The 21,223-nt window shown below is 74.8% G+C and carries 21 protein-coding genes; 10 read left to right on the top strand and 11 right to left on the bottom strand.

Features of this window, described 5'->3' with window-relative positions; translation table 11 throughout:
• Window positions 1-38: 38 nt before the first annotated feature.
• The 3 genes from ACFVVX_RS18320 to ACFVVX_RS18310 all read right to left on the bottom strand — a co-directional run bounded on the left by ACFVVX_RS18320 (window position 39) and on the right by ACFVVX_RS18310 (window position 3,969).
• The gene (locus tag ACFVVX_RS18320) at window positions 39-1,544 is read right to left on the bottom strand and encodes a protein kinase (protein ID WP_387946643.1); all 1,506 of its coding nucleotides are present in this window, start codon (window positions 1,542-1,544) and stop codon (window positions 39-41) included.
• A gap of 497 nt (window positions 1,545-2,041) precedes the next feature.
• Window positions 2,042-3,142 carry a hypothetical protein gene (locus ACFVVX_RS18315; protein WP_387946641.1) on the bottom strand — a complete coding sequence of 367 codons (1,101 nt, stop codon included), beginning with the start codon at window positions 3,140-3,142 and terminating at the stop codon, window positions 2,042-2,044.
• Entirely contained in the window at window positions 3,139-3,969 is an 831-nt protein-coding gene (locus tag ACFVVX_RS18310) for an RNA polymerase sigma factor (RefSeq protein WP_387946888.1), read from the bottom strand. The genes ACFVVX_RS18315 and ACFVVX_RS18310 overlap by 4 nt, the downstream gene beginning before the upstream one ends.
• 306 nt (window positions 3,970-4,275) lie before the next feature.
• Here ACFVVX_RS18310 and ACFVVX_RS18305 point away from each other — a divergent pair, with 306 nt between their 5' ends.
• The 5 genes from ACFVVX_RS18305 (at window position 4,276) to ACFVVX_RS18285 (ending at window position 8,465) form a co-directional block, all read left to right on the top strand.
• On the top strand, window positions 4,276-4,962 hold the full coding sequence (locus tag ACFVVX_RS18305) for a hypothetical protein (RefSeq protein WP_387946639.1): 687 nt from the start codon (window positions 4,276-4,278) through the stop codon (window positions 4,960-4,962).
• Window positions 4,963-5,123: 161 nt separating this feature from the next.
• Window positions 5,124-5,855 carry a VC0807 family protein gene (locus ACFVVX_RS18300; protein ID WP_387946637.1) on the top strand — a complete coding sequence of 244 codons (732 nt, stop codon included), beginning with the start codon at window positions 5,124-5,126 and terminating at the stop codon, window positions 5,853-5,855.
• Between the two features lie 168 nt (window positions 5,856-6,023).
• Window positions 6,024-6,764 (top strand): tyrosine-protein phosphatase, encoded by a 741-nt coding sequence (locus ACFVVX_RS18295; protein ID WP_387946635.1) that lies wholly within the window; start codon window positions 6,024-6,026, stop codon window positions 6,762-6,764.
• Between the two features lie 163 nt (window positions 6,765-6,927).
• Window positions 6,928-7,635, top strand: coding sequence for a class I SAM-dependent DNA methyltransferase (locus ACFVVX_RS18290; RefSeq protein ID WP_387946633.1), 708 nt, complete (start codon window positions 6,928-6,930; stop codon window positions 7,633-7,635).
• A gap of 80 nt (window positions 7,636-7,715) precedes the next feature.
• A complete protein-coding gene (locus tag ACFVVX_RS18285) occupies window positions 7,716-8,465 on the top strand; it encodes a Clp protease N-terminal domain-containing protein (RefSeq protein ID WP_387946631.1) in 750 nt (249 codons plus the stop codon).
• Between the two features lie 63 nt (window positions 8,466-8,528).
• Here ACFVVX_RS18285 and ACFVVX_RS18280 read toward each other — a convergent pair whose 3' ends face one another.
• Window positions 8,529-9,020 carry an NUDIX domain-containing protein gene (locus ACFVVX_RS18280; RefSeq protein WP_387946629.1) on the bottom strand — a complete coding sequence of 164 codons (492 nt, stop codon included), beginning with the start codon at window positions 9,018-9,020 and terminating at the stop codon, window positions 8,529-8,531.
• Window positions 9,021-9,239: 219 nt separating this feature from the next.
• Here ACFVVX_RS18280 and ACFVVX_RS18275 point away from each other — a divergent pair, with 219 nt between their 5' ends.
• On the top strand, window positions 9,240-9,545 hold the full coding sequence (locus tag ACFVVX_RS18275) for an STAS domain-containing protein (protein WP_387946627.1): 306 nt from the start codon (window positions 9,240-9,242) through the stop codon (window positions 9,543-9,545).
• Here ACFVVX_RS18275 and ACFVVX_RS18270 read toward each other — a convergent pair.
• From ACFVVX_RS18270 to ACFVVX_RS18255, 4 genes are all read right to left on the bottom strand, one after another.
• Window positions 9,456-10,430: a sigma-70 family RNA polymerase sigma factor gene (locus tag ACFVVX_RS18270; RefSeq protein WP_387946625.1), complete on the bottom strand. Its 975-nt coding sequence runs from the start codon at window positions 10,428-10,430 to the stop codon at window positions 9,456-9,458. The genes ACFVVX_RS18275 and ACFVVX_RS18270 overlap by 90 nt on opposite strands.
• A 122-nt stretch (window positions 10,431-10,552) precedes the next feature.
• Window positions 10,553-11,794 carry a serine hydrolase domain-containing protein gene (locus ACFVVX_RS18265; protein ID WP_387946623.1) on the bottom strand — a complete coding sequence of 414 codons (1,242 nt, stop codon included), beginning with the start codon at window positions 11,792-11,794 and terminating at the stop codon, window positions 10,553-10,555.
• A gap of 209 nt (window positions 11,795-12,003) precedes the next feature.
• Window positions 12,004-12,276, bottom strand: coding sequence for a hypothetical protein (locus ACFVVX_RS18260; protein WP_387946621.1), 273 nt, complete (start codon window positions 12,274-12,276; stop codon window positions 12,004-12,006).
• A gap of 180 nt (window positions 12,277-12,456) precedes the next feature.
• Window positions 12,457-12,723, bottom strand: a complete 267-nt coding sequence (locus ACFVVX_RS18255) for a UBP-type zinc finger domain-containing protein (RefSeq protein ID WP_387946619.1) — start codon at window positions 12,721-12,723, stop codon at window positions 12,457-12,459.
• Between the two features lie 373 nt (window positions 12,724-13,096).
• Between ACFVVX_RS18255 and ACFVVX_RS18250 the strand changes: the two genes are divergently transcribed.
• Window positions 13,097-13,858: an SDR family oxidoreductase gene (locus ACFVVX_RS18250; RefSeq protein WP_387946617.1), complete on the top strand. Its 762-nt coding sequence runs from the start codon at window positions 13,097-13,099 to the stop codon at window positions 13,856-13,858.
• Window positions 13,859-13,901: 43 nt separating this feature from the next.
• Window positions 13,902-16,586, top strand: coding sequence for a lysylphosphatidylglycerol synthase domain-containing protein (locus tag ACFVVX_RS18245; RefSeq protein WP_387946615.1), 2,685 nt, complete (start codon window positions 13,902-13,904; stop codon window positions 16,584-16,586).
• 29 nt (window positions 16,587-16,615) lie between these two features.
• On the opposite strand, the gene ACFVVX_RS18240 is transcribed toward ACFVVX_RS18245, so the two are convergent.
• Window positions 16,616-16,810 carry a hypothetical protein gene (locus ACFVVX_RS18240; RefSeq protein ID WP_387946613.1) on the bottom strand — a complete coding sequence of 65 codons (195 nt, stop codon included), beginning with the start codon at window positions 16,808-16,810 and terminating at the stop codon, window positions 16,616-16,618.
• 246 nt (window positions 16,811-17,056) lie between these two features.
• Here ACFVVX_RS18240 and ACFVVX_RS18235 point away from each other — a divergent pair, with 246 nt between their 5' ends.
• Together ACFVVX_RS18235 and ACFVVX_RS18230 are read left to right on the top strand one after the other, a co-directional pair.
• Entirely contained in the window at window positions 17,057-17,698 is a 642-nt protein-coding gene (locus ACFVVX_RS18235; RefSeq protein ID WP_387946611.1) for a class I SAM-dependent methyltransferase, read from the top strand.
• Window positions 17,695-18,279, top strand: a complete 585-nt coding sequence (locus tag ACFVVX_RS18230; RefSeq protein WP_387946609.1) for a TrmH family RNA methyltransferase — start codon at window positions 17,695-17,697, stop codon at window positions 18,277-18,279. Before ACFVVX_RS18235 ends, ACFVVX_RS18230 begins: the two co-directional genes overlap by 4 nt.
• Window positions 18,280-18,342: 63 nt before the next feature.
• On the opposite strand, the gene ACFVVX_RS18225 is transcribed toward ACFVVX_RS18230, so the two are convergent.
• Complete coding sequence (locus ACFVVX_RS18225) at window positions 18,343-19,401, bottom strand: MDR family NADP-dependent oxidoreductase (protein WP_387946607.1); 1,059 nt, start codon at window positions 19,399-19,401, stop codon at window positions 18,343-18,345.
• Window positions 19,398-21,143 carry a phytoene desaturase family protein gene (locus ACFVVX_RS18220; RefSeq protein ID WP_387946886.1) on the bottom strand — a complete coding sequence of 582 codons (1,746 nt, stop codon included), beginning with the start codon at window positions 21,141-21,143 and terminating at the stop codon, window positions 19,398-19,400. The genes ACFVVX_RS18225 and ACFVVX_RS18220 overlap by 4 nt, the downstream gene beginning before the upstream one ends.
• Between the last annotated feature and the right edge of the window lie 80 nt (window positions 21,144-21,223).

Here is a 21,223-nt window from a genome sequence, read left to right as displayed (position 1 = left end):
CGCCTCTCCTTGACGGGCAAAAGTTGCCTGACGCGGCACTAGTCGTCCTGCTGGTTGTCGGCGGAGGCGTGCAAGGAGTTGACCAGGGTGCCGAGGCGGGAGTTCCAGCTCTGATAGGTAGGGCCGTCGATGGCGTGCTTCTTGGCGAGGTCGCGGACGGTCCGCTGGGCGTTCTTCAACTCCTGGGCGGCGTCGGCCGGCCGGCCCTCGTTGAGTCGGGCGGTGGCGTCGTCGAGGGTGTGCAGCAGGTCGAGCTGGCGGTCGCGCTCCTTGGGCATCTGGGCCTGGGCGACGTTCTGGCGCAGGGCGTTGATCTGGGTGGCGGCGGCCTGGGTGCGGACCGGGGTGGCAGCGGGGGTCGGGGTCGGGGTGGGGAGGGCCGTGGGGGCGGCGGAGGGGGTGGGCGTGGTGGCCGCGGCCGAGGGGGTCGGCGCCGGGGAGGCCGGAGCGGTCCGGGCGGGCTTGGCGGCGGCCGGGGTGGCGGGCTCGTCGAAGGCGGTCAGCGCGAGGACCGCCGCCCCGGCGATGCCGACCAGGCCGAGGGCGCCGAGGAGCAGCGGCTTGCGGCGGTTCTCCCGGGCCGGCGGGCCGAGCGGCGGCTGGGCCGGGACCGGCGCCATCAGGGAGGTGGCGGGCTGGGCGGGGAGCGGAACGGGGGGCAGGAGCTGGGTGGCGTGGCCGGCCGAGGCGGTGGCGAGGAGCTCGCTGGTCGGGTCGGAGACGGCCAGCCCCGGGACCGTGGCGAGGAGCTCGAACCGGGCCGCGGCCGCGTGGGCGGGCCGGTCGGCCGGGTTCTTGGCGAGCAGGCGCAGCACGGCGGCGTCCAGGGCGGGCGGCAGGCCGGCTCTGCGGGCCGACGGCGGCAGCGGCTGCTCGCCGACGTGCTTGTAGGCGATCGCCACCGGGGTCTCGGCGACGAACGGCGGGGCGCCGGTGAGCATCTCGGTCAGCACGCAGCCCACCGCGTACAGGTCGGTGCGGCCGTCCAGATCGGAGGCCGTGGCCTGCTCGGGGGACAGGTACGCCGCGGTGCCGAGCACCGAGGCGGTCTGGGTGAGGTTGCTGGAGGCGCCGGCCCGGGCGATGCCGAAGTCGACGACCTTCACGCCCCCGTCGTTCGTGATCATGATGTTGCCGGGCTTGATGTCCCGGTGCACCAGCCCCGCGCCGTGCGCGACCTCCAGCGCCTCGCAGACCGCCGCCGCGATGCCGACGGCGCGCTCCACCGGGAGGCCGGGCTGCTGGGCCAGCAGCGCGGCGAGCGAGCGGCCGTGGACCAGCTCCATGACGATGTACGGCGAGCCCTGGTCCACGCCCGAGTCGAAGACCATGACGATCCTCGGGTGCACCAGCATGGCCGCGTGCTGTGCCTCGCGGCTGAACCGCTCGGCGAAGCGCGGGTCGTCGGCGAGGCCCCCGTTGAGGACCTTGACGGCCACCTGGCGGCCCAGCACGTGGTCCACCCCGCGCCAGACCGTGGCCATCCCGCCGACGCCGAGTATCTCGACGAGTTCGTAACGCCCGTTCAGCGCCCGTCCGATCACCTGGAACCGCTCCCCTCGCCTGCCCTGCCCGGGACCCCGGACCGGCGCGTGCACCTGTGCACGATAGCGGCCGGGGTCGCGGGGCCGGACGGCTCGGGAGGGCTGGGGGCCGCCTCGAAGGGGGAGACGGCCGGGGAACCGGGCAGCGGATCCCCGGCCGCCGGCTCGTGGTCGTACCGGGTGACGGTCACGGTCGGGTCCAGGTCGATCTGCCCGCGCGGGGTCGGGCCGCGCGGGGTGCGGGCCGACCGCTGCGGGGCGGTCGGGCCTGCGGGGTTCCGGCCCCGGGTCGGACCGGCGGCGCGTCCGGGGAGTTGCGCCGCCGATCCGACCCGGGGAACCGGGTCCGGGTGGACGGCGGGCACGGGGGGGCCGACCGGCCACCCGGAGTCTTCGGGTGGGTACTGCTGGTACTGCGGGTGGTGCTGCGGGTGGTTCGGTCCGGACGGGAGACGGGCCCGGGGGGATTCGCCCGCCGCCCGTCCGGAGTTGCGGGGTTACCTCCTGGGTGAGGCTTCGTCGGACCGCTCGGTGCGGTCGGGCCCGGTGCGGGTGCCGGTGGGGATCGGCGCGCTCGGCAGGGGCGGGACGGCGACCGGGGCGGTCGGGGTGCCGCGGTCCTTGCCACCGCCCTTCCCGTCGCCGGTACCGCCGCTCTTCCCGTCCCCGGTACCGCCGGTGCCGGTCTTCCCGTCCCCGGTACCGCCGGTCTTCCCGTCACCGGTGCGACCGGAGCCGCCGGTGTCGCGCGGCTGCGGGGAGGTGCCCTGGCGCTCGTCGTCGCTCGCGCGCTGGAGCACCTCCCTGCAGTAGTCGTCCACCCGGTCCGGACCACCGGCCTCCGAGACCAGCGGCCCGAACAGCGGATCCACGACCAGCAGGCGCGGGCGCTCGCCCTTGCCCGCCCGCTCGACGAACCCCCGGCAGAGCGCGACCAGCACGACCGGGGCCGCCTTGCCGCGGGACTGCGCCGAGGGCGGAGCCGGAGCGGTGCCCGACGGCGCCGGCTGCGGCGCACCGGCGGACGGCCCGGTCTCCGGCGCCCCGCCGGTGGACGGCCCGGCGCCCGGCCGCGACGGACCCGCACCCGCCGACGTGCCCGCCGTACCCGGCTCGGGGACGGGTGCGGCGGAGGGACGGGAGCTGCCGGGGGTGCTCGGCGCGACGAGCGTGCGGTGGCCGGGTTCGTCCGGCCCCCCGCCCAGCGGCGACGGCAGGTTTCCCGTGCCGGCGGCGACCGCGACGCCGCCGAGCGCAGTGGCCCCGAGCACGACGGCGACGGCCTTCGTGCTGAAGGCCCTGGCCAGCGCGGCGGTTGCCATCGATCGTCTCCGGACGGGTGCGGGTACGGCGGACACTGCTCGGTCGGGCGTGAGACGGGCCTCCCGGAACGCGGCCAGGGCCGCCTCCTCACCGGCCAGTTCCCCTGCCGTCGCCGGGGCGGCGGCAGCGGCGAGCACGCGGGCAACCCCCGTACGCCCAGTGCCGTCCGGTCCGGTGAGGGAGGCGTCCTGCCCGGCCGACGGTCCGCCCACGGCACCGCCGAGCAGGTGCTCGGCCGTGTCACGGTCGATCCGACGGGATCGGTTGGTGCTCATCTCATGTCCTTCAGCGTCGCGGCCCGGCGTTCTGTCACACCCTGCGGAGGAATTTCTTTCTGGCCGTGCTGCACGCCCCTCGGCGGCCGCGCCTGCGCACCCGCGCCCGCGTCGATGCTGTGCCGCGCGGCCGGCTGCCCGGTCGGTCGCGCGGCCGGGCGGGCGGGGAACCCCGCGCCCTGTTCCAGCAGCTTGGCGAGTCGGCGCAGCCCCCGGTGCGCGGCCATCCGGACCGTGCCGGCCCGCTTGCCGAGGACCTGCGCCGCGCTCTCCGCGTCCAGCTCCATCACCACCCGCAGCAGGACCGCCTCGGCCTGGTCGCTCGGGAGCCGGGAGATCAGCGCCAGCGCGTCCCCCGTACCGACGGCCGCCAGCGCCGCGCCCGCGGTGTCGTCCCTCGCGGCCAGCTCGGCCAGGTACTCGACCGGCAGGTCCGCGACCGGGCGGCGGCGTCTGGCCCGCAGGTGGTCCAGCGCGCGGTTGCGGGCGACGGTGGCCGCCCAGCCCCGGAAGCCGTCCCCGTCGCCGGAGAAGGTGCGCAGGTCGCGGGCGATCTGCAGCCAGGCCTCGGAGGCGATGTCCTCGGCGTCCTGGGTGTCCTCCGGACGGCCGCCGACCAGCACCCGCAGGTAGCGCAGCAGGCCCGGCTGGACAGTCCGGAAGAGCAGTCGGAACGACTCCTCGTCGCCGTCCTGCGCGGCCCGGACGGCCGTCGTCAGGTCGACGGGAACGGATGGAGGCGGGTCGGCGGCCGGACCAGGTCCGGCCCGGCCGACGCCGCTGTCGGTGCCCGCTCCGGGGCGCTCTGCACTCTGCACCCGCCACATCATGAGGCATCCGGCGGCGGAACCCGCCCCTCCGGAGCGGCCGTCCCACGGACACCACGGCCCTTCGCCCGATCCGTCCGAACGCCGCCGAACGCCCCGGACCAAGGCCCGTAGACCTTCGGGTCCAAGGTCCTTCAGGTATCTCTCCTTCGACTGCGGCAATAAAGAGGCCCTTACGCCTACGTTGTAGGTATCCGCCGCAGCGCCGGCCTCCCCTGCCGGCCCAGCCGCGCCACCGCGCCCCGCCCGCGCGCCCACCCGGCCCCCCACGGCCCGCCGGGTCACCACCCACCAGGAACGATCGCGATGACGTCTGCCCACGAGCTCTACGCGAGGGGCCTGCGCGAACACCTCGCGCCCGCCCTGCGCGCCCTGGGCTTCACCGGGTGGCGCCGCACCTTCAGCCTCCCCGACGAGACCCACTGGGCGCTGCTCGGCATCGTCGAACGCCCGGCCGCCGACCGGATGCGCTACACCTTCGACCTCGCGCTGGTCCGCAAGTCGGACTGGACCGCCGCCGCCCTGCCCGGCCTGCGCCCGGACCCGCGCGCCGTCCACGGCCCGGAGGCCTGGCGGGCCCGGATCGGCGAGCTGCTGCCGGTCGGCGAGGACGTCTGGTGGGAGGTGCTGTCCGGCCCGCGCTGGCAGGTCGCCCTGGACGACTCGGTCGCCGCCGTCCGCCACTACGGCCTGCCCGAACTGCTGCACCGGATCGAGGGGGACCGCGACGGCACCGGCGAGACCTACCTCTCCCCCGCCGAGCTGGACCAGGTGAACGGCGTGCTGCTGGACGCGTCGGTGGCCCGGATCCGGCGCGCCGAGCTGGCCGACAAGGCGCTCGTCCTGACCGGTGCGTGGAGAAGGGCGGACGCCGTCGCCCGGACCGTGCTGCGGGGCGTCGCGGACGGGTTCCTCTCGGCCGGGGACGAGCGGTTCACCGCGGTGCGCTGCCTGGACACGCTGGGCCGGGAGCTGTGGTTGTTCGACCGGTGAAAGCGCAGGTCGGCGCCTCTGTCACGGCGGACACCATGACAACCGTCATACGGATCCCGCAACGGACGACACTGATCTGACGCTGGGTCGGCCCGCAAGACTGGAGGCACGACGCAGGCAGCAGCCCGCGAGCCGAGCACCAGTCCGGGGAGGACCCCACCGTGAGCCAGACCCTCAGCGCCCCCGCCGTCACCACCGCTGCCGCCGCCACCGCCGCTGTCGCCACCGCGAAGGCGCCGAACCCGGTCGCCGCGGCGCTCCGCCCGCTCGCCCTCGACGTCGCCGCCCCGCTGGCCGGCTACTACCTGCTCCACTCGGCCTTCGGGATGAGCGAGTTCGCCGCCCTCGCCTGGAGCGGCGCGATCCCCGCCGTCCGGACGGTCCACGGGCTGCTCCGCGAGCGCCGGCTCAACCTCTGGGCCTCGATGATGCTCGGCGTGAACGTCGCCGGCCTGGCGCTCACCACCGTCTCCGGCGACGCCCGGCTGATGATCGCCAAGGACGGCGCGCTCAGCGGCACCCTCGCGCTGGCCGTCCTGTTCTCCGTGCTGGTCGGCCGGCCGCTGATGTCCCCGATGCTGATGCCCTTCCTCACCAAGGGCGACCGGGCCCGCGGCGCGGCCTGGGAGCGGCTCGCGGGCGGCCGCTCGGCCCACTCGCGCGCCTTCCGCCGCCACGAGCGGATGTTCTCCGGGATCTGGGGCACCGCGCTGCTGGCCGAGTGCACGGCCCGGGTGGTCGGTGCCTTCACCCTGCCGGTGGCCACCATGGCCTGGCTGTCCACGGTGTTCCTGATCGGCGCGATCGCCGCCGGCTCGGTGCTCGGCCGGGCCGCCGCCGACCCGATGGAGAAGCTGGTCCGTGCCGAGGCGGCCGAGCAGACCGGCCGCTGACCCCGCCCGACCGCCCGGCCGCCCGGCCACCGCGGGACGCCACCGCACGCCTTTCGGCCGAAGATCCGAAAACCTGACCACCCGACAGCCGCCAGGAACCATCCGGGAGTCCCCGGAGTCCTCTATAACGAGGGGGTAACGAGCCCCCGGTATGAAACGGGGAGCCTGATGAGCCGGACGCACACGCTGACCACCGCCACCGAGGACCGCACCCTGGTCTGGGACGGCTGCCTCAACGTACGCGACCTCGGCGGGCTCCCCACCCGCTCCGGCGACCGGACCGCCCACGGCGCCGTCGTCCGGGCCGACAACCTCGACCGCCTCACCGCCGAGGGCTGGGACACCCTGCTCGACCACGGCGTCCGCACCGTCGTCGACCTGCGCAACATCGAGGAGTACAAGCCGCTCCTGCCGCTCCCCGCCGGCGTCGACCTGGTCCGCGTCCCGCTGGACGAACTGGCCGGATCCGCCTGGTGGCAGGCCTACGGCCACCTGGACGGCACCCCGCTGGCGCTGCGCCCGTACCTCGACCACTGCCCGCGCGCCTCCGCCGAGCTGATCGCCACCATAGCCGGGGCCGGTCCCGGCGGCCTGGTCGTCCACTGCGGCGCCGGCCGCGACCGCACCGGCCTGGCCGCCCTGCTGCTGCTCTCCCTGGCGGGCGTCGAGCCCGCCGAGATCGTCGCCGACTACCTGCTCAGCGCGCCGAACGTCCGCCCGCTGTACGGCATGCTCGGCCTGCCCGACCGGTACCGGCGGATCGACTCCGTGCTCGCCGAGGCCGGCACCACCGCCGAGGACGCCCTGTTCGCGGCCCTGGACGGCTTCGACCCGGTCGACCACCTGCTCGCCGCGGGCGTCGACCCCGCCGACCTCGGCGCCGTCCGCGCCCGGCTGCTCGGCGCCTGAGCGGCCGCCGGACCCCACCGGCCGCCCCGCCCCGCCCGGTTCGCGGCGCGGGCCACCCCCGGCGCGCGGCCCGCGGCCCGCGGCCCGCGGCCCGCGGCCGAGACAGTCCGCACGCGAGGTAATTGACTCGCCCGCCGCGCAGCACCGTGGCAATACTTCAGCCATGGTGCACTTCTCCGACTTCGATTCCCGCAACTACCCCACCGTCGACGTCCGTTCCGGCTACGCGCAATGGGTCGACAGCTATGAGCAGACCGTCGAGGACACGATGGACCTCGCCGTCCTCGACCGCCTCGCCACTCCCGACTGGACCGAGGTCCGCCGGGCCGCCGACCTCGGCTGCGGCACCGGCCGCACGGGCGCCTGGCTGCGCGGACGGGCCGCCCCGGACCTGGTGCTGGACGGGGTCGACCTGACTCCGGAGATGCTGGCGGCGGCCAAGGCGAAGGGCGCGCACGACAGCCTCACCGAGGCGGACGTCGCGGACACCGGCCTGCCGGAGGGCCGCTACGACCTGGCCGTCTCCTCGCTGATCGACGAGCACCTGGCCGACCTCGGCCCGCTCTACCGCGAGGCCTGGCGGCTGGTCCGGCCGGGCGGGCGGTTCGTCCTGGTCGGCCTGCACCCGTACTTCATCATGGCGGCCGGCATGCCCACCCACTTCACCAGCGCCGCCGGGGAGGACGTCGCCATCACCACCCACATCCACCTGGTCAGCGACCACCTGGGCGCCGGACTGGCGGCCGGCTGGACGCTGACGGAGATGGCCGAGGCGGTCGTGGACGACACGTGGATCGCGCTGAAGCCCAAGTGGGAGAAGTACCGCAGCCACCCGGTCTCGGCGGCGTACGTCTGGCGCAAGCAGGTCTGAGCGGGCCCGCGAACGACTCAACTCACATAATCGTCAACCAGCAGTTGACGATCCGGGATCGACAACCTACGGTTGACGGCATGGAGAATCCTGTCGTTCCCACGACCAGTCCGCTGCGCCTCGACGACCTGATCGACGCGATCAAGAAGGTCCACAGCGACGCGCTCGACCAGCTCTCCGGCGCGGTCATCGCCGCCGACTACCTCGACGACCTGGCCGACCACCTGATCGGCCACTTCGTCGACCAGGCCCGCCGTTCCGGCGCCTCCTGGACGGACATCGGCCGCAGCATGGGCGTCAGCAAGCAGGCCGCCCAGAAGCGCTTCGTCCCCAAGGATCCGGGCGCCCCCTCGGACCTCGACCCCAGCCAGGGCTTCAGCCGGTTCACCGACCGGGCCCGGCACGTGGTGATGGCCTCGCAGGAGGAGGCCCGCCAGGCCGGCAACGCCGAGATCGGGCCCGAGCACATCCTGCTCGGCCTGCTCGTCGAGCCCGAGGGCCTCGGCGTGAAGGCGCTCGCAGCCCAGGGCGTCGCCCCGGACGCGGTCCGCACGGCCGCGACCGCGGCGCTCCCGGCCCCCGCGGCCGAGGTGCCCGGACTGATCCCGTACGACGCCCAGGGCAAGAAGGCGCTGGAGCTGACCTTCCGGGAGGCCCTGAAGCTGGGGCACAACTACGTCGGCACCGAGCACATCCTGCTGGCGCTGCTGGAGCTGGAGAACGGCGAGGGCGTGCTCAACGACCTCGGTGTGGACCAGACCGAGGCCGAAACCTTCACCAGCGAGGCCGTCGCGGCCTTCATCGCGGCCCGGGCCACCGAGCAGGGGTGACCCGCACGCTCCGGCTTCGGTCGGCGCGCTTCCGAGCGGGCTCCGGCTCCGGCCGGAGCCCGCTCAGAAGCCCGACACGTGCGTGGTGATGATCCGCACCCGGCCGTCGGCGGCCGCCTCGATCGCCGCGCGCAGCCGCAACGACCGGGCCGGGCCGAGCAGTTCGAGCGCCTCCTGGTCGGTCACCCAGCGGTGGTCGTCCAGTTCGCCGGCCGGGACGGTCACGGGGGTGCCGTCCGGGACGGTGCCGAAGTCGAAGAGGAAGTGCTCGGCGGGGTGGTCGAGTTCGTCCGAGGCGTGGGTCCACGAGATCGCCAGCAGATCACCGGTCGGCCGGACGATGCCGGTCTCCTCCAGCAGCTCCCGCGCGGCGCACTCGGCCGGCCCCTCCCCCAGGTCGATCGTCCCGCCCGGGAACTGCCAGTGCTCCCGGTACCCGGCCTTCACGATCAGCAGCCGCCCCGAGGCGTCCCGCAGCACACCTCCCGCGGCCGCGTAGACCCGCGGCAGCGAGGCCAGCCACTCTTCCCGGGACTTCAACGGCTCGGTCGCCATGGTGCTGCTCCTGGACTCGGGGAACCACAGGGGGGCTCGGGCAAACGCGGGGACCCTGCGCGGGGACACCGCGCGGCCTACTCTGCCAGGTCGGCGGGCGGTCGGCACGGGTGGTGACGGCGCGTACCGCGTCCGGGAAGCACCGCCTCCGGGGGAGGATTTTTCGGGAACTGCGCCCCGGGCCGATGAGCCGGGGCCGCCGGACCGGTCCACCCCTGTGTGAACACCGACCGGAAGACCCCGACCGAACCCGTACTGACCTGCGATGTCGGCGCCCTCACCCGCCCCGACCTGGCCGTTCTCGACGCCCTCGCCCGGCTGCAACTGGCCGCCGGACGCCAGGGCGTCCGGCTCGTCCTGACGAACGCGGGCGGGCCCCTGCGGGAGCTGCTCGCGCTGACCGGGCTGTCCGCCGCCCTTCCGGTGGAGGGGCGGCTACCCGCCCAGCCGGGCCGGGAGGCCGAACAGCGGGAAGAGGCTGTCGGTGTCGAGGAAGTTGGTGAGGCCCGAGATCCGGCCCGCTGACACCTCCAGCACGATCAGCGCCCAGGGCTCGAACCCGCCCGCCGGGCTCGGCCGGTACTGGCCGAAGGCCGGGCTGCCGTTGGCCTCCACCGGGACGAGCCGCGAACCCCGGCAGCCGTGGCCCGGGCCGAGCATCCACGCGCGGATGTCGCCGTGGCCGCACAGCCACAGCTCGTACGGCGGCATGTTCAGCGTGACGTCCTCGTGCAGCAGCACGGCCAGCCCGTCCATGTCGTACGCCTCGAAGGCGCTGACGTAGCGGGCGAGCAGCGCACGGTGGTCCTCGTCCAGCACGGGCGCCGGGCGGGCCGCCGCGGGGTCCGTCGCGAGCACCGAACGGGCGCGCTGGAGGGCGCTGTTGACGGAGGCCACGGTGACGCCGAGCAGCTCGGCGACCTCGGCGGCCCGCCAGCCCAGCACCTCGCGCAGGATCAGCACCGCCCGCTGCCGGGGCGCCAGCCGCTGCAGCACGGCGACGAAGGCCAGCCGCACCGACTCGCGCTGGGCGGCCACCTCGGCCGGGTCGCCCGTCTCCGGGACGACCCGGCCGTCCGGGGCGGGCCCGATCCACGTCACCTCGGGCAGCTGCGCCTCCGTCGCGGTGGCCACGGTGGACGGGCCGGCCAGGTCCATCGGCCGGGCGCGGTTCTTGCGGCCGTTCAGCGCGTCCAGGCAGACGTTGGTGGCGATCCGGTAGAGCCAGGAGCGCAGCGCGGCCCGGCCCTCGAAGCCGTGGTGGCCGCGCCAGGCGCGGACCATCGTCTCCTGCACCGCGTCCTCGGCCTCGAAGACCGAGCCGAGCATGCGGTAGCAGTAGCCGGTCAGCTCCGTACGGAACCGCTCCAGCTGGAGCTCGACCGGCTCCTCCGTCATCTGCCCCGTCATCGCCCTGCCCCTTGCCTGCCGTCGGTCACCGCGCACGGCCGGTCACCGCGCCCCGCTGGTCACCGCGGACGCCCGACCCGTCGCCGAACGGCCCGAACGTACCGCAGGCCACTGACAACCGGTCAGCCCGCCTGCCCGTACACCTGGCCGGAGCCGAAGGAGGTGGTCACGATCTGCCACAGCTTGGGGAACTCGCCGCCGGAGATGTCCGTCGGGTTGAGCGAGAGCACCACCCTGCGGCTGAGGTCCCGGGTGGCGAAGACGGCGCTGGAGTAGCCGGGCCGGGAGCCGGTCTTGCCCCAGACCACGGTGCCGTTGGGCAGGGTGGCGCTCATCAGGCCCTTGCTGAAGCAGGCGTGGCCGGCCGTCGGGCCGATCTCGCAGTTCTTGTTGTGCAGGTTGGGCACGTCCGGGACGTCGAACAGCTCGGCCTGCTGCGCGGGCGGCAGCAGCCGGCCCCGGAACAGCGCGGTCACGAAGCGGTCCAGGTCGGCGGCGGAGGAGATCATGCCGCCCTCGGCCCACGGCCAGGGGCTCTGCTCGGTCACGTCGACCAGCTGCCGGACGCCGTCCGGGCCGGTGACGTCCACCCGGCCCGACGTGTGCGGGCCGGGCAGCGCGAGGTCGTCGCGGTCGGGGACGAAGGTGTCGCGCAGGCCCAGCGGGCGGGCGATCCTGGACTGCACCTCCTGGGCGAAGGTGCGGCCGGTGACCTTCTCGACCACCAGGCCGGCCACGAAGGTGTTGATGCCGTTGTACTGCTGGGCCGTCCCGGGCGCGAAGCCCATCGGCCGGGCGACCGACGCGGCGACCACCTGGGCGGGCGTCCAGGAGTCGGCCCTGTGCTCGGCGAACCACCGCTCGCTTCCGTCGCCGGAGGTCAGGCCCCCGCCGCCCGGCAGGCCGCTGGTGTGGTCGAGCAGCTGGCCGACGGTGACCGGCGGGTAGTCCGCCGGCAGCAGGCCGGGCAGGTAGTGCTGGACGGTGCCGTCCAGGTCGAGCCGCCGCTCGGCGGCGAGCTGCAGGACGACGGTGGCGGTGAACACCTTGGAGATGCTGCCGATCCGGAACCGCGCGTCCGCCGGGACGCCCTCCCCCGCCGTGCCGGACCAGCCGCCGCCCCGGCCGTCGACCCGGACCAGCGCCCCGGTGATCCGCTCGCTCGGCAGGTCGGCCAGCGTCCTCGCCAGCGCCGCGCGGTCCACCGGCCCGGCCAGCCGGAGGGCGGCCGCGGCGGCACCCGCCCCGCCCGGCGTCCGGTCGGCCGCGAGTGCCGGGGTGGCGACACCGGCGGCGACGGCGGCCAGCAGCGCTCCGGAGACGGCGACGGTGCTCCAACGGCGTTCGCGCTTGGGCGTGTTCATGGACTGCGTCTCCAACAGGGGCTCGACCGGCGGCATCCGGTCGCTCCGGTGCCGGGTTCGAGTCTGTCGGCGCGCGGTGCGCGGGCCATCCGGGGCGGACCCCGATCATGCCCCGAGAGTCCCCCGAGAGGCCCCGGGGACCGCCCCTGAGGACACGTCAGGGGCGGGGGCCTCCGATGACGGGCCCCCGCCCCTGCCGGACCGGCCGTTCAGTGCGCGGAGTGCTTCTCCGCGCCACGGTGGCGGTGGCCCTTGAGCTCGGCGTGCATCGCGGGGGCGGAGTGCATGGCCGCCGCTCCCACCTCGCGCCCGCCGTGCCGGAAGGCATCGCCTCCGGGGGACATGCCGCCGCCGGCGGGTGGCGCATCGGCGTGCAGCTGCGGGGCGAGCGGTCTGGGGCTCGTCGCCATGCCGCGGCGCTCCAGCAGTTCCTGGGTGCCCCGGCGGAGCTTGTTCGTACTGCTCGGCGTTCGCTTGGTCATCGTCGGCTCCCTTCGGCGGTCACCGGCCGCGCGGACGCGGGCCGGGAGGGCCGCACGGGCGTTATGTCCGGATTTTAGCCGATGTACACCTGCCCGCCCCCGGAGAGGGCGACAGCGGGCGGCGAGCAGGGCGGCGAGGACGGCAGCAGGCGGACGGCAGCGGGCGGACGGCGCCGGGCCTCAGCCCATGACCTCGTGGACGAAGCACCAGCGCCAGTCCTCCCCCGGCTCGTAGGAGCGGATCACCGGATGGGAGCTGTTGTGGAAGTGCGCGGTGGCGTGCCGCTGCGGCGAGAAGTCGCAGCAGCCGATGTGCCCGCAGTCCAGGCAGAGCCGCAGGTGCACCCAGTCCCGACGGCCCTCGGCGAGGCAGTCGGCGCACCCGTCCGCGGGCGGGATCGGCGCGATGTCCCGGGGGGTCGCCGTGAGGTCTTCGCAGGCGCTCATGGACGCAGGGTAGTGACGACCGGCCCGGGCCGCGCCCCAAGACACGCCCCGCCGCCCACTCCACCGCGGTCCGCGCCGCGGAGGCCGACCGGCCCGCGCGCCGGGCGAGCCGCCGAGCGGCGGCCGGTCCGCCCCGGAGTCGGCGGAACTCCTCGCCGGGCAGGGGGAGTTCACGGACCGCGGCATCCCCGGCGGCGTTCTCCGTCCGCCGCAGGGCCCCGGGGCCCCCGGGCCTGGGTGGTCCTGCCGCACCCAGGATGCGCGGACCGGGGGAGGGGCCGTCCCAGGTGCACCAGGGCCCTGGGTACCACCGCCCGCCGCCCGCAGAGTGGTCCCGTCAGCCCGCCCCGAAGGACCACGAAGGTTGGACCCCATGAGCTACCCCGCCCTCGCCGCCCGTACCGCCGTCGTCACCGGAGCCGCCAGCGGCATGGGGGCGGCCACCGCCCGGCTGCTCGCCGCGAACGGCGCCCGGGTCGCCCTGCTGGCCCGCCGGACCGAGCGGCTGGACGCACTGGCCGCCGAGATCGCCGCCGCGGGTGGCCGGGCCCTCGCCGTCACCTCCGACATCACCGACCAGGCCTCGGTGGACGCCGCCGCCAAGGCCGTCCGGGACGCCTACGGCCGGGTCGACCTGGTGGTCAACAACGCCGGTGTGATGCTGCCCAACCCGCTCACGGAGGGCCGCCTCGACGAGTGGACCCGGATGATCGACACCAACCTCACCGGCGCCCTGCGGATCATCCGCGCCTTCGCCGACGACCTCACCGCGGCCGCCGCCGACGGCGGCACCGCCGACCTGGTCAACGTCTCCTCGATCGCCTCGCACGTCTCCTTCCCCGACTACGCCGTGTACGGCGCCACCAAGGCCGCCCTCACCCAGCTCTCCACCGCGCTGCGCACCGAGTTCGGCCCGCGCGACGTCCGGATCAGCGCCGTCGAGCCCGGCCTGACCGACACCGAGCTGGCCGGGCACGTCGACAACCCGGTGCTGCGCGAGCAGCTCGACGGGATGTTCACCGCGATCCCGGCCCTCACCTCCGAGGACATCGCCGACCTGGTCGGCTACACCGTCAGCCGCCCCCGGCACGTCAACCTGCGCCGGATCGTCGCCCTGCCCACCCGCCAGGCCTGACGTTCCCGGGCGACCGCGGCGACCGCCGTGGGAGCATGCCCCCGTGGCCATCGTGACGCGGAGATCGGACAGCGGTACCGGCGGTACCAGTGAGGCCGGCATACCCGGCGGACCTCCCGCCGACCCGGCCGGACCGGGGAGCGGGCGGATCCGGCAGCCGGTGGCACTGATCCGGCTGTTCGTCGGGGTCGCCGCGATCGCCCTGACCCTGCTGCTCGCCGACTACGCCCGGGCCACCACCGGCGGCATCGCCGCCGACGTCGCCCAACTGGCCCGGCTGGTACCGCGCCCGCTGGCCAAGGCCGTCGGGGTGCTGTCCACCGCGGCCCTGCTGCTGGTACCGGCCTGCTCGGCGGTCCGGCGCCTGCTCGCCGCCGACCGGCGGCGCGGGCTCCAGCAGGTCGCCGACGGCCTGCTGGCCGCCGTCCTCGGCTACGGCGTCTCACTGGCCTTCGGCCTGTGGGCCGACGGCCTCGCCCCCGTCTCGGTGCTCGCCGCACTCACCCAGTCGCTGCCCGACGGCGGGCTCGGCCACACCGAGCCGGTGTACGGCTACCTCGCCCCGGTGCTCGCCTTCATGACGGCCTCCGGTGCCCGGGAGCGCCGGGTGCCGCGGGCGGTCCTCGGGGTGTCCTGCCTGGCCGGGCTGGCCGGCGGGTACGCCACCCCGACCGCCCTGCTGCTCGGGCTGCTGATCGGCTGGACCACCGCCCACGGCACCCTCTACGCCGTCGGCACCCCGGACCCCCGGCCGCAGCCCGAGCAGCTGCTGCAGAGCCTGCGCGAGGCGGGCCTGCGCCCGAGCTCCGCCCACCCGGCCGGCCCGGACCGCTACCGCGTCCGGCAGCAGGGCGGGCGCCCCGACCTCGACGTCCAGCTGCTCGACCGGCAGGCGGTGACGGCCGCCCTCGTCCAGCGCGCCTGGCGCCGGCTGCGGCTGCGCACCGCCCCGCACCCCCGGGCGCTGCGCTCGCTGCGCACCGGGCTGGAGCACGAGGCCCTGGTCTCCTACGCCGCCGTCGCGGCCGGCGTCCGCACCCGCCGGATCGCCGCCACCGCCGAGCTCGGCCCGGACACCGCCCTGGTCGCGTACGAGTACCTGCCCGGCCGCACCCTGGACCGGCTCGCCGACGAGGAGCTGACCGACGCGCTGCTCGCCGACGCCTGGACCCAGCTCTCGCTGCTCCAGCGGCGGGAGATCTCGCACCGGGCGCTGGTGCCCTCCTCGGTGCTGGTCGACGAGGCCGGCGCGGTGCACCTGGTGGACCTCGCGGACGGCGACATCGCGGCCGGCGAGCTGGTGCTGTGCAGCGACATCGCCCAACTGCTCGCCACCCTGGCACTGCGGGTCGGCGCCGAGCGCGCGGTGCGCAGCGCGGTGGCGGTGCTGGGCCCGGACGCGGTCGGCGCGGCGCTGCCGCTGCTGCAGCCGATCGCCCTGGCCCGCGGCACCCGCGCCGCCCTGAAACAGGCCGCCGCCGCCCAGCGGGCCGCCCTGCGCCAGGCCACCGAGCGCCAGGCCACCGGAAGCCCGGCCACCGAGCGCCCCGGCCCGGAGAAGCCTGCCGTGCAGACCCTGACCGCGGAGGGCCGGACCGCGACCGACCCGGCCGGCGCCCCGCGGGTACCCCCGCAGCGCACCGCCACCGGTGGTCCCGACGCTTCCGGCGACCCTGCGCCCGCCGACACCGCTGCGCCCGCCGCCCCCGGCCAGCCGGTGGAGCTGCTGGACGCGATCCGCGCCGAGGTGCTGCGCACCCAGCCGCAGGCGCCGGTGCGGCCGGTGAAACTGGAGCGGCTCCGGCCGCGCACCCTGCTCGCCGTGGCCGGCGGGGTGGTGGCCGGCTGGCTGCTGCTGCCGCAGCTGTTCGCGAGCGAGCAGAACCCCGTCGCCACCATCGCCGACGCCGACCCGACCTGGCTGGCGCTGGCCCTGCTGGCGGCGGCCGCCAGCCACGTCACGGCGGCGATGGGGTTCGTCGGCTTCGTGCCGGAACGGCTCGACTTCCGCAACGCCGTGTTCGCCCAGGTCGCCGGGGCCTTCGTGAAGCTGGTCTCGCCCGGCGGCGTCGGCGGGGTCGCGCTGAACACCCGCTTCCTCCAGCGGGCCGGGATCCCGACCGCCCAGGCGCTCTCCAGCGTCGGCGTCGGGCAGCTCTTCGGCCTGGTGCTGCACCTGCTGCAGCTGGGCGCCTTCGTCTACCTGCTGGGCCTGGAACCGGGCGGCTCCGAGCTGGACGCGCTGCCGGCCGTGGTCGGCGGGGTCGCGGGCGCCGCCGTGCTGCTGGGGCTGGTCTCCGCCGTGCCGCCGGCCCGCCGCTGGCTGGCCGCCCGGTTGCGGCCGCTCACCTCCGAGGTGCTGCCCCGGCTGCTGGAGCTGCTGCGCAACCCCGGACGGCTGGCGGTCGGCCTCACCGGCCAGCTGCTGGTCTCGATCTGCCTGGTCGCCTGCCTGTACTGCTGTGCCCGGGCGGTCGGGCGGGAGCCGGCCTTCGCCTCGGTCGCGGTGGTGTTCCTGATCGGCAACGCCGTCGGCAACGCGGCGCCGACCCCGGGTGGGGCCGGCGCCGTGGACAGCGCGCTGGTGACGCTGCTGGAGCACACCGCCTCGATGGAGGAGGGCGGTGCGCTGGCCGCGGTGGCGCTCTACCGCCTGCTGACGCTGGTGCTGCCGGTGCTGCCGGGCTGGGCGGCGTTCACCTGGCTCCAGCGGCGCGGGGCGCTCTAGCGGGGCGCTCCAGGGGTCCTGTCCCGGAGCTACTCCCGGTACTCGTCCTCGTCGAGCTGGACGATCCGGCTCTGCTCCGCGACGTCCGCGACCTCGGTGGCCGGGTCGGCGCCGAGGGCGCGGCGCTCGGCCAGCTCGTCGTACTCGTCGCCCTCCTCCGCCTCCCCGTCCGGCTCCACGGCCTCGGCGACCTCGTCCAGATAGTCCTCGGGATCTTGCGGCATGGCGTCCGTCCTCGCTGCTCGGAGCCTCCCACGGGCCCTGGTGGGGGTACTGGAAGTATCCGCCGCCGAGGGCCCGGACGCGATGTGCCACCCGGCGACCGGCGTGTTGCCGGGCCCGGCCGCACCGCTTCCCACCTGCGCGGATGCCGGGGCCGAGGCCACCGGGGGTACCATCAGTGCCGTACCAGCAGGGCTTACCCGCACCCATCCGGTGGCCCCGAGGCCCAGACGAACGACGGGGAAAGCATGTCCGGCTCGCACTACTTCACCGGTGCACCCGAGGTCGCCAGCGAGCGCCGGCCGATCACGGTCTCCCTGCCGGACCTCACCCTGGAACTGACCACCGACACCGGTGTGTTCTCCCGCACCCGGCTGGACCCGGGCACCCGGGTCCTGCTGGAGCACGCCCCGCTGCCCCGGGTCCGCGGCCCGATCCTGGACGTCGGCTGCGGCTACGGCCCGATCGCGCTGACCTGGGCGAGCCGGCGCAAGCGGCTACCGGTGTGGGCCGTGGACGTCAACACCCGCGCCCTGGAACTGGTGGAGCTCAACGCGCAGGCCCTCGGCCTGGGCAACGTGCACGCGGCACTGCCGGAGGACGTCCCCGAGGACCTGCGGTTCGCGGCGATCTACTCCAACCCGCCGATCCGCGTCGGCAAGGCCGCCCTGCGCGCGCTGCTGCACCAGTGGCTCGGCCGGCTCACCCCGGACGGCTCGGCCTTCCTGGTCGTCCAGCGCAACCTCGGTTCGGACTCGCTGCAGAAGTGGCTGAACGAGCAGGGCTACCCGACCACCCGCGCCACGTCGGTCAACGGGTTCCGGATTCTGGAAGCGCGGCCCCGCCCGGAGGGCGCGGGCCCCGAGAGTGGACGAGGTACGACGTCGTGAAGCAGCTCCGCGGGACCGAACTGAAGCGCCTGCACCGCCAGTGGCGGCGCAGCAACGAGTTCCGGCTCGCGATGATCCTGGAGAACCTGCAGTCGCCGTTCAACGTCGGCTCGGTCGTCCGGACGGCGGCCGCGATGGGCGCCGAGAAGCTGTACCTGACGGGTGACACCCCGTCGGTGCGCTCGTCGGGTGCGCAGAAGGCCGCGATGGGCACCGACAAGTACCTGAAGGTCGAGCACTTCCCCACCGTCGCCGAGGCGGTGGCCTCCGCCAAGGCCGACGGCTTCAAGGTGGTCGGCCTGGAGCTGGCCGACGAGGCGGCGCCGCTGTTCGGCACCGAGCTGACCCCGGCGGTCGCCTTCGTGCTCGGCCACGAGGACCGGGGGATCACCCCCGACGCGCTGGCGCTCTGCGACGCGGTGGCGTTCGTCCCGCAGCTGGGCCGGGTCGGCTCGCTGAACGTCTCGGCGGCCGCGACGGTGGCCTGCTACGAGGCGCGCCGCCAGGGGTACGCGATCAGCGGCACCCCGGACGGCAGCGACCCGGGCGGCCTGGACGGTCTGGACGGCGACGACGACTGACCGTCGGAAGTTGACGGCGAGAACGGGAGGGGGGCGGGCCGACGGCCCGCCCCCCTCCCGTTCTCACACCTCGACCAGCACCTTGCCGCGGTTGGCGTCCCGGTCCAGGAAGAGGCTGCGGTAGGCCTGCGGGATCTCGTCGAAGCCCTTGTGGACGGTCTGGTGGTAGCGGATCGCACCGCTGCGGACCAGCCCGCCGAGGTCCTCGTGCATCTCGGCCAACTTCGGCTCGGTGAACCACTCCTGGGCGAAGATGCCGCGGATGGTGGTGCGCGGGAACATGATGTAGGGCAGCAGCCTGGGCCCGGTCAGCTCGCCGTTGACCGTGGTCGCCCACTGCCAGCAGACGGCGACCCGGCTGTCCACGTTGAGCATGGTGAACACGGCGTCGGTGACGCTCCCGCCGAGGTTGTCGAAGTAGCGGTCGACGCCGTCGGGGGCGGCCGCGAGCAGCGCCTCGCGGACCTTCTCGGCGTCGTCCGCCTGGTCGTACAGGACCACCTCGTCGAAGCCGAGCTCCCGCAGGTACGCGGCCTTGCCGGGCGAGGCGGTGGTGCCGACCACCCGGCCGGCGCCGGCCCGCCGGGCCAACTGGCCCACCAGGGTGCCGATCGAGCCGGAGGCTCCGCTGATCACCACGGTGTCGCCGGGGCGGACGGCCAGGAAGGTGGTGAGGGTGCCCCAGGCCGTCATCCCGGGGGCGCCCATGACGCCGAGCGCGGTGGAGAGCGGCAGCCGCTCGTCGTAGTGGGCCGGGTCGAGCCGGCGGTAGGCCGGGAAGACCATCGGGAAGGTGCCGGTCCTCCACAGCTCCTCGGCGCCGTTGTGGACGACGTGGCTGCGCCAGCCGCCGAAGCCCTGCACCAGGTCCCCGACCCGGAAGGCGGCCTCGGGCCCGGCCTCCAGCACCTCCATGACGGAGTCGGCGCCCATGTGGTCGCCGATCGGCGTCTCCAGCGCGAGGCCGTTCTGGTACGGGTCGACGGAGACGTACCTGGTCCGGAACAGCATCTCGTCCGGGCGCAGGCGGATCTCGACCTCCTCCGTCACCTTCCGGTAGATCCGGTTGACGTCGGGCACTCCGTCGAGGTGCTCGCGGACCACCCACTTCTCGATCTTCATGCCAGGGCCCCTGTCGAAACGGTAGTGGTGGACGGGATCTCCTCGACCGGGGCGGCCTGCTTCGGCGGCCGCCCGACGGGGAGGATCAGATGGGTCGGCGGCGGCGCGCTCTCGTCGATCTCGGCGTGGAACTCCCGCCCGTCGTCGCGGCAGACGAACTGCATCACGTGCCGTCCGGCGGCGGCGGCCCGGATCAGGCCGCCGATGGTGGCCCAGACCCCGGAGAGGTAGAAGTCGGAGAGCCCGGGCAGCACCGGACCGTTCTTCTTGATCTCCTCCTCCACCGTCTCGCTGCCCTCGACGAAGGGGTTCCAGCCGGGGAAGGTGCCGTCGTAGACGCCGGTGTAGCGGACCTGGGTGAGCGGGGTGGAGACGTCCGCGACGGCGACGGCGTCCCTGAAGCCGGGGAAGCGCTCGTCCAGGAAGGAGACGATGCCGCTGCGGACCCTGCGCTTGGCCGCGGTGTACTCCCGGCCGTGCTTGACCGGCAGGGTGTGCAGCTCCTCGCCGCGGCGCACCCGGGAGGACTGCTCCGGGCCCTCGTGCAGCGCCCGCCAGGGCTCGATGTCGGAGAAGTACGTCGCGAACACCACGGTGGACCCGCGGGGGGCCAGCTCCGGGTAGTGCCGGGTGCGGAACTGCACGTTCATGCTCGGGCAGCGGATGCCGGTGAGCCCGGCGGCCTCCCGCTCGTCCAGCAGGTAGGTGGTGCACGGGTCGCCCTCCGGGAAGGGCCGGCGCAGGCCCAGGAAGAGGGCGACGTAGCCGGGCGACAGCTGGCCCGGTTCGTCGATCAGCGAGGTGTACAGCCGGCGGTAGGTGTCGTTGAGGTAGCGGCCCTTGAGCAGCTTCATCACCGTGGTGTGGCCGTCGGCGGCGGAGACCACGATGTCGGCGCGGAACTCCCGCCCGTCGCTCAGCCGCACGCCCACCGCGCGGTCGTCCTCGACCAGGATCTCCTCGACCTTGGCGTTGTAGGTGATCTCGCCGCCGAGCTTGCGGTAGCGCTCCTCGATCGAGCGGGCCAGGCCGAGCGAGCCGCCCTCGGGCACCCCCGCGGCCTGGTTGGCGTGCGAGGCCAGCTGGAAGTAGAACGGCAGCACCGGGAAGGCCGGGTGCTTCTCGTAGAGGATGAAGTTGAAGGCCTCGCGCAGCAGCGGCTCGCGGAAGCGCTGCGCGTAGTCCGTCATCAGCACCGTGATGGACCTGCGGATGGTGGTGAAGTACGGGAGGAACGAGGCCAGCATCCGCCAGCGCTCGACCCGGCCCATCAGGCCGACCGGCTTGAGGAACGGGTACACCGCCAGCGCCTTGCGGAAGGTCCGGATGCCGTCGCAGAACTCCCGGATCGGGGCCGCGTCGGCCGGCGAGATGCCCAGCAGGTGGGCCTCCAGCCGGTCCGGGTCGGAGTAGAAGTACACCGCCCGGCCGTCCCGGCCGCGGACGATGTTGAACGCGTCGAAGTGCCGCATCTCCTTGCCCTGGAGGGCGCCCAGCTCCAGCCAGATCTGGTACATCTCGTTGCCCGGGCCGTTGCCGAGCAGCCAGCTGATGCACCAGTCGAAGGTGAAGTCGCTGCGGTCCCAGCCGGTGCAGGAGCCGCCGGGGATCTCGTGCATCTCGAAGATCCGGGTGCGGTACCCGTTCATCCGGGCGTAGCAGCCGGTGGAGAGGCCGCCGAGGCCGCCACCGACGATGATCATCGTCTCTCGCCGCCGTCTGTCAGCGGTGTCCCGCGCCATGTCTCTGGCCTTCCTCGTGGTCCTCGGGGTGGTCGGGCCGGTCACCGGGCGCTCCCGGTCACGGGCGGTGGTGGTCGCGG

Source organism: Kitasatospora sp. NPDC058170 (assembly GCF_042883905.1).
Taxonomy (GTDB): domain Bacteria; phylum Actinomycetota; class Actinomycetes; order Streptomycetales; family Streptomycetaceae; genus Kitasatospora.
Note: the sequence above shows the minus strand (reverse complement) of the source record. Positions and strands in the feature narration are given on the sequence as shown.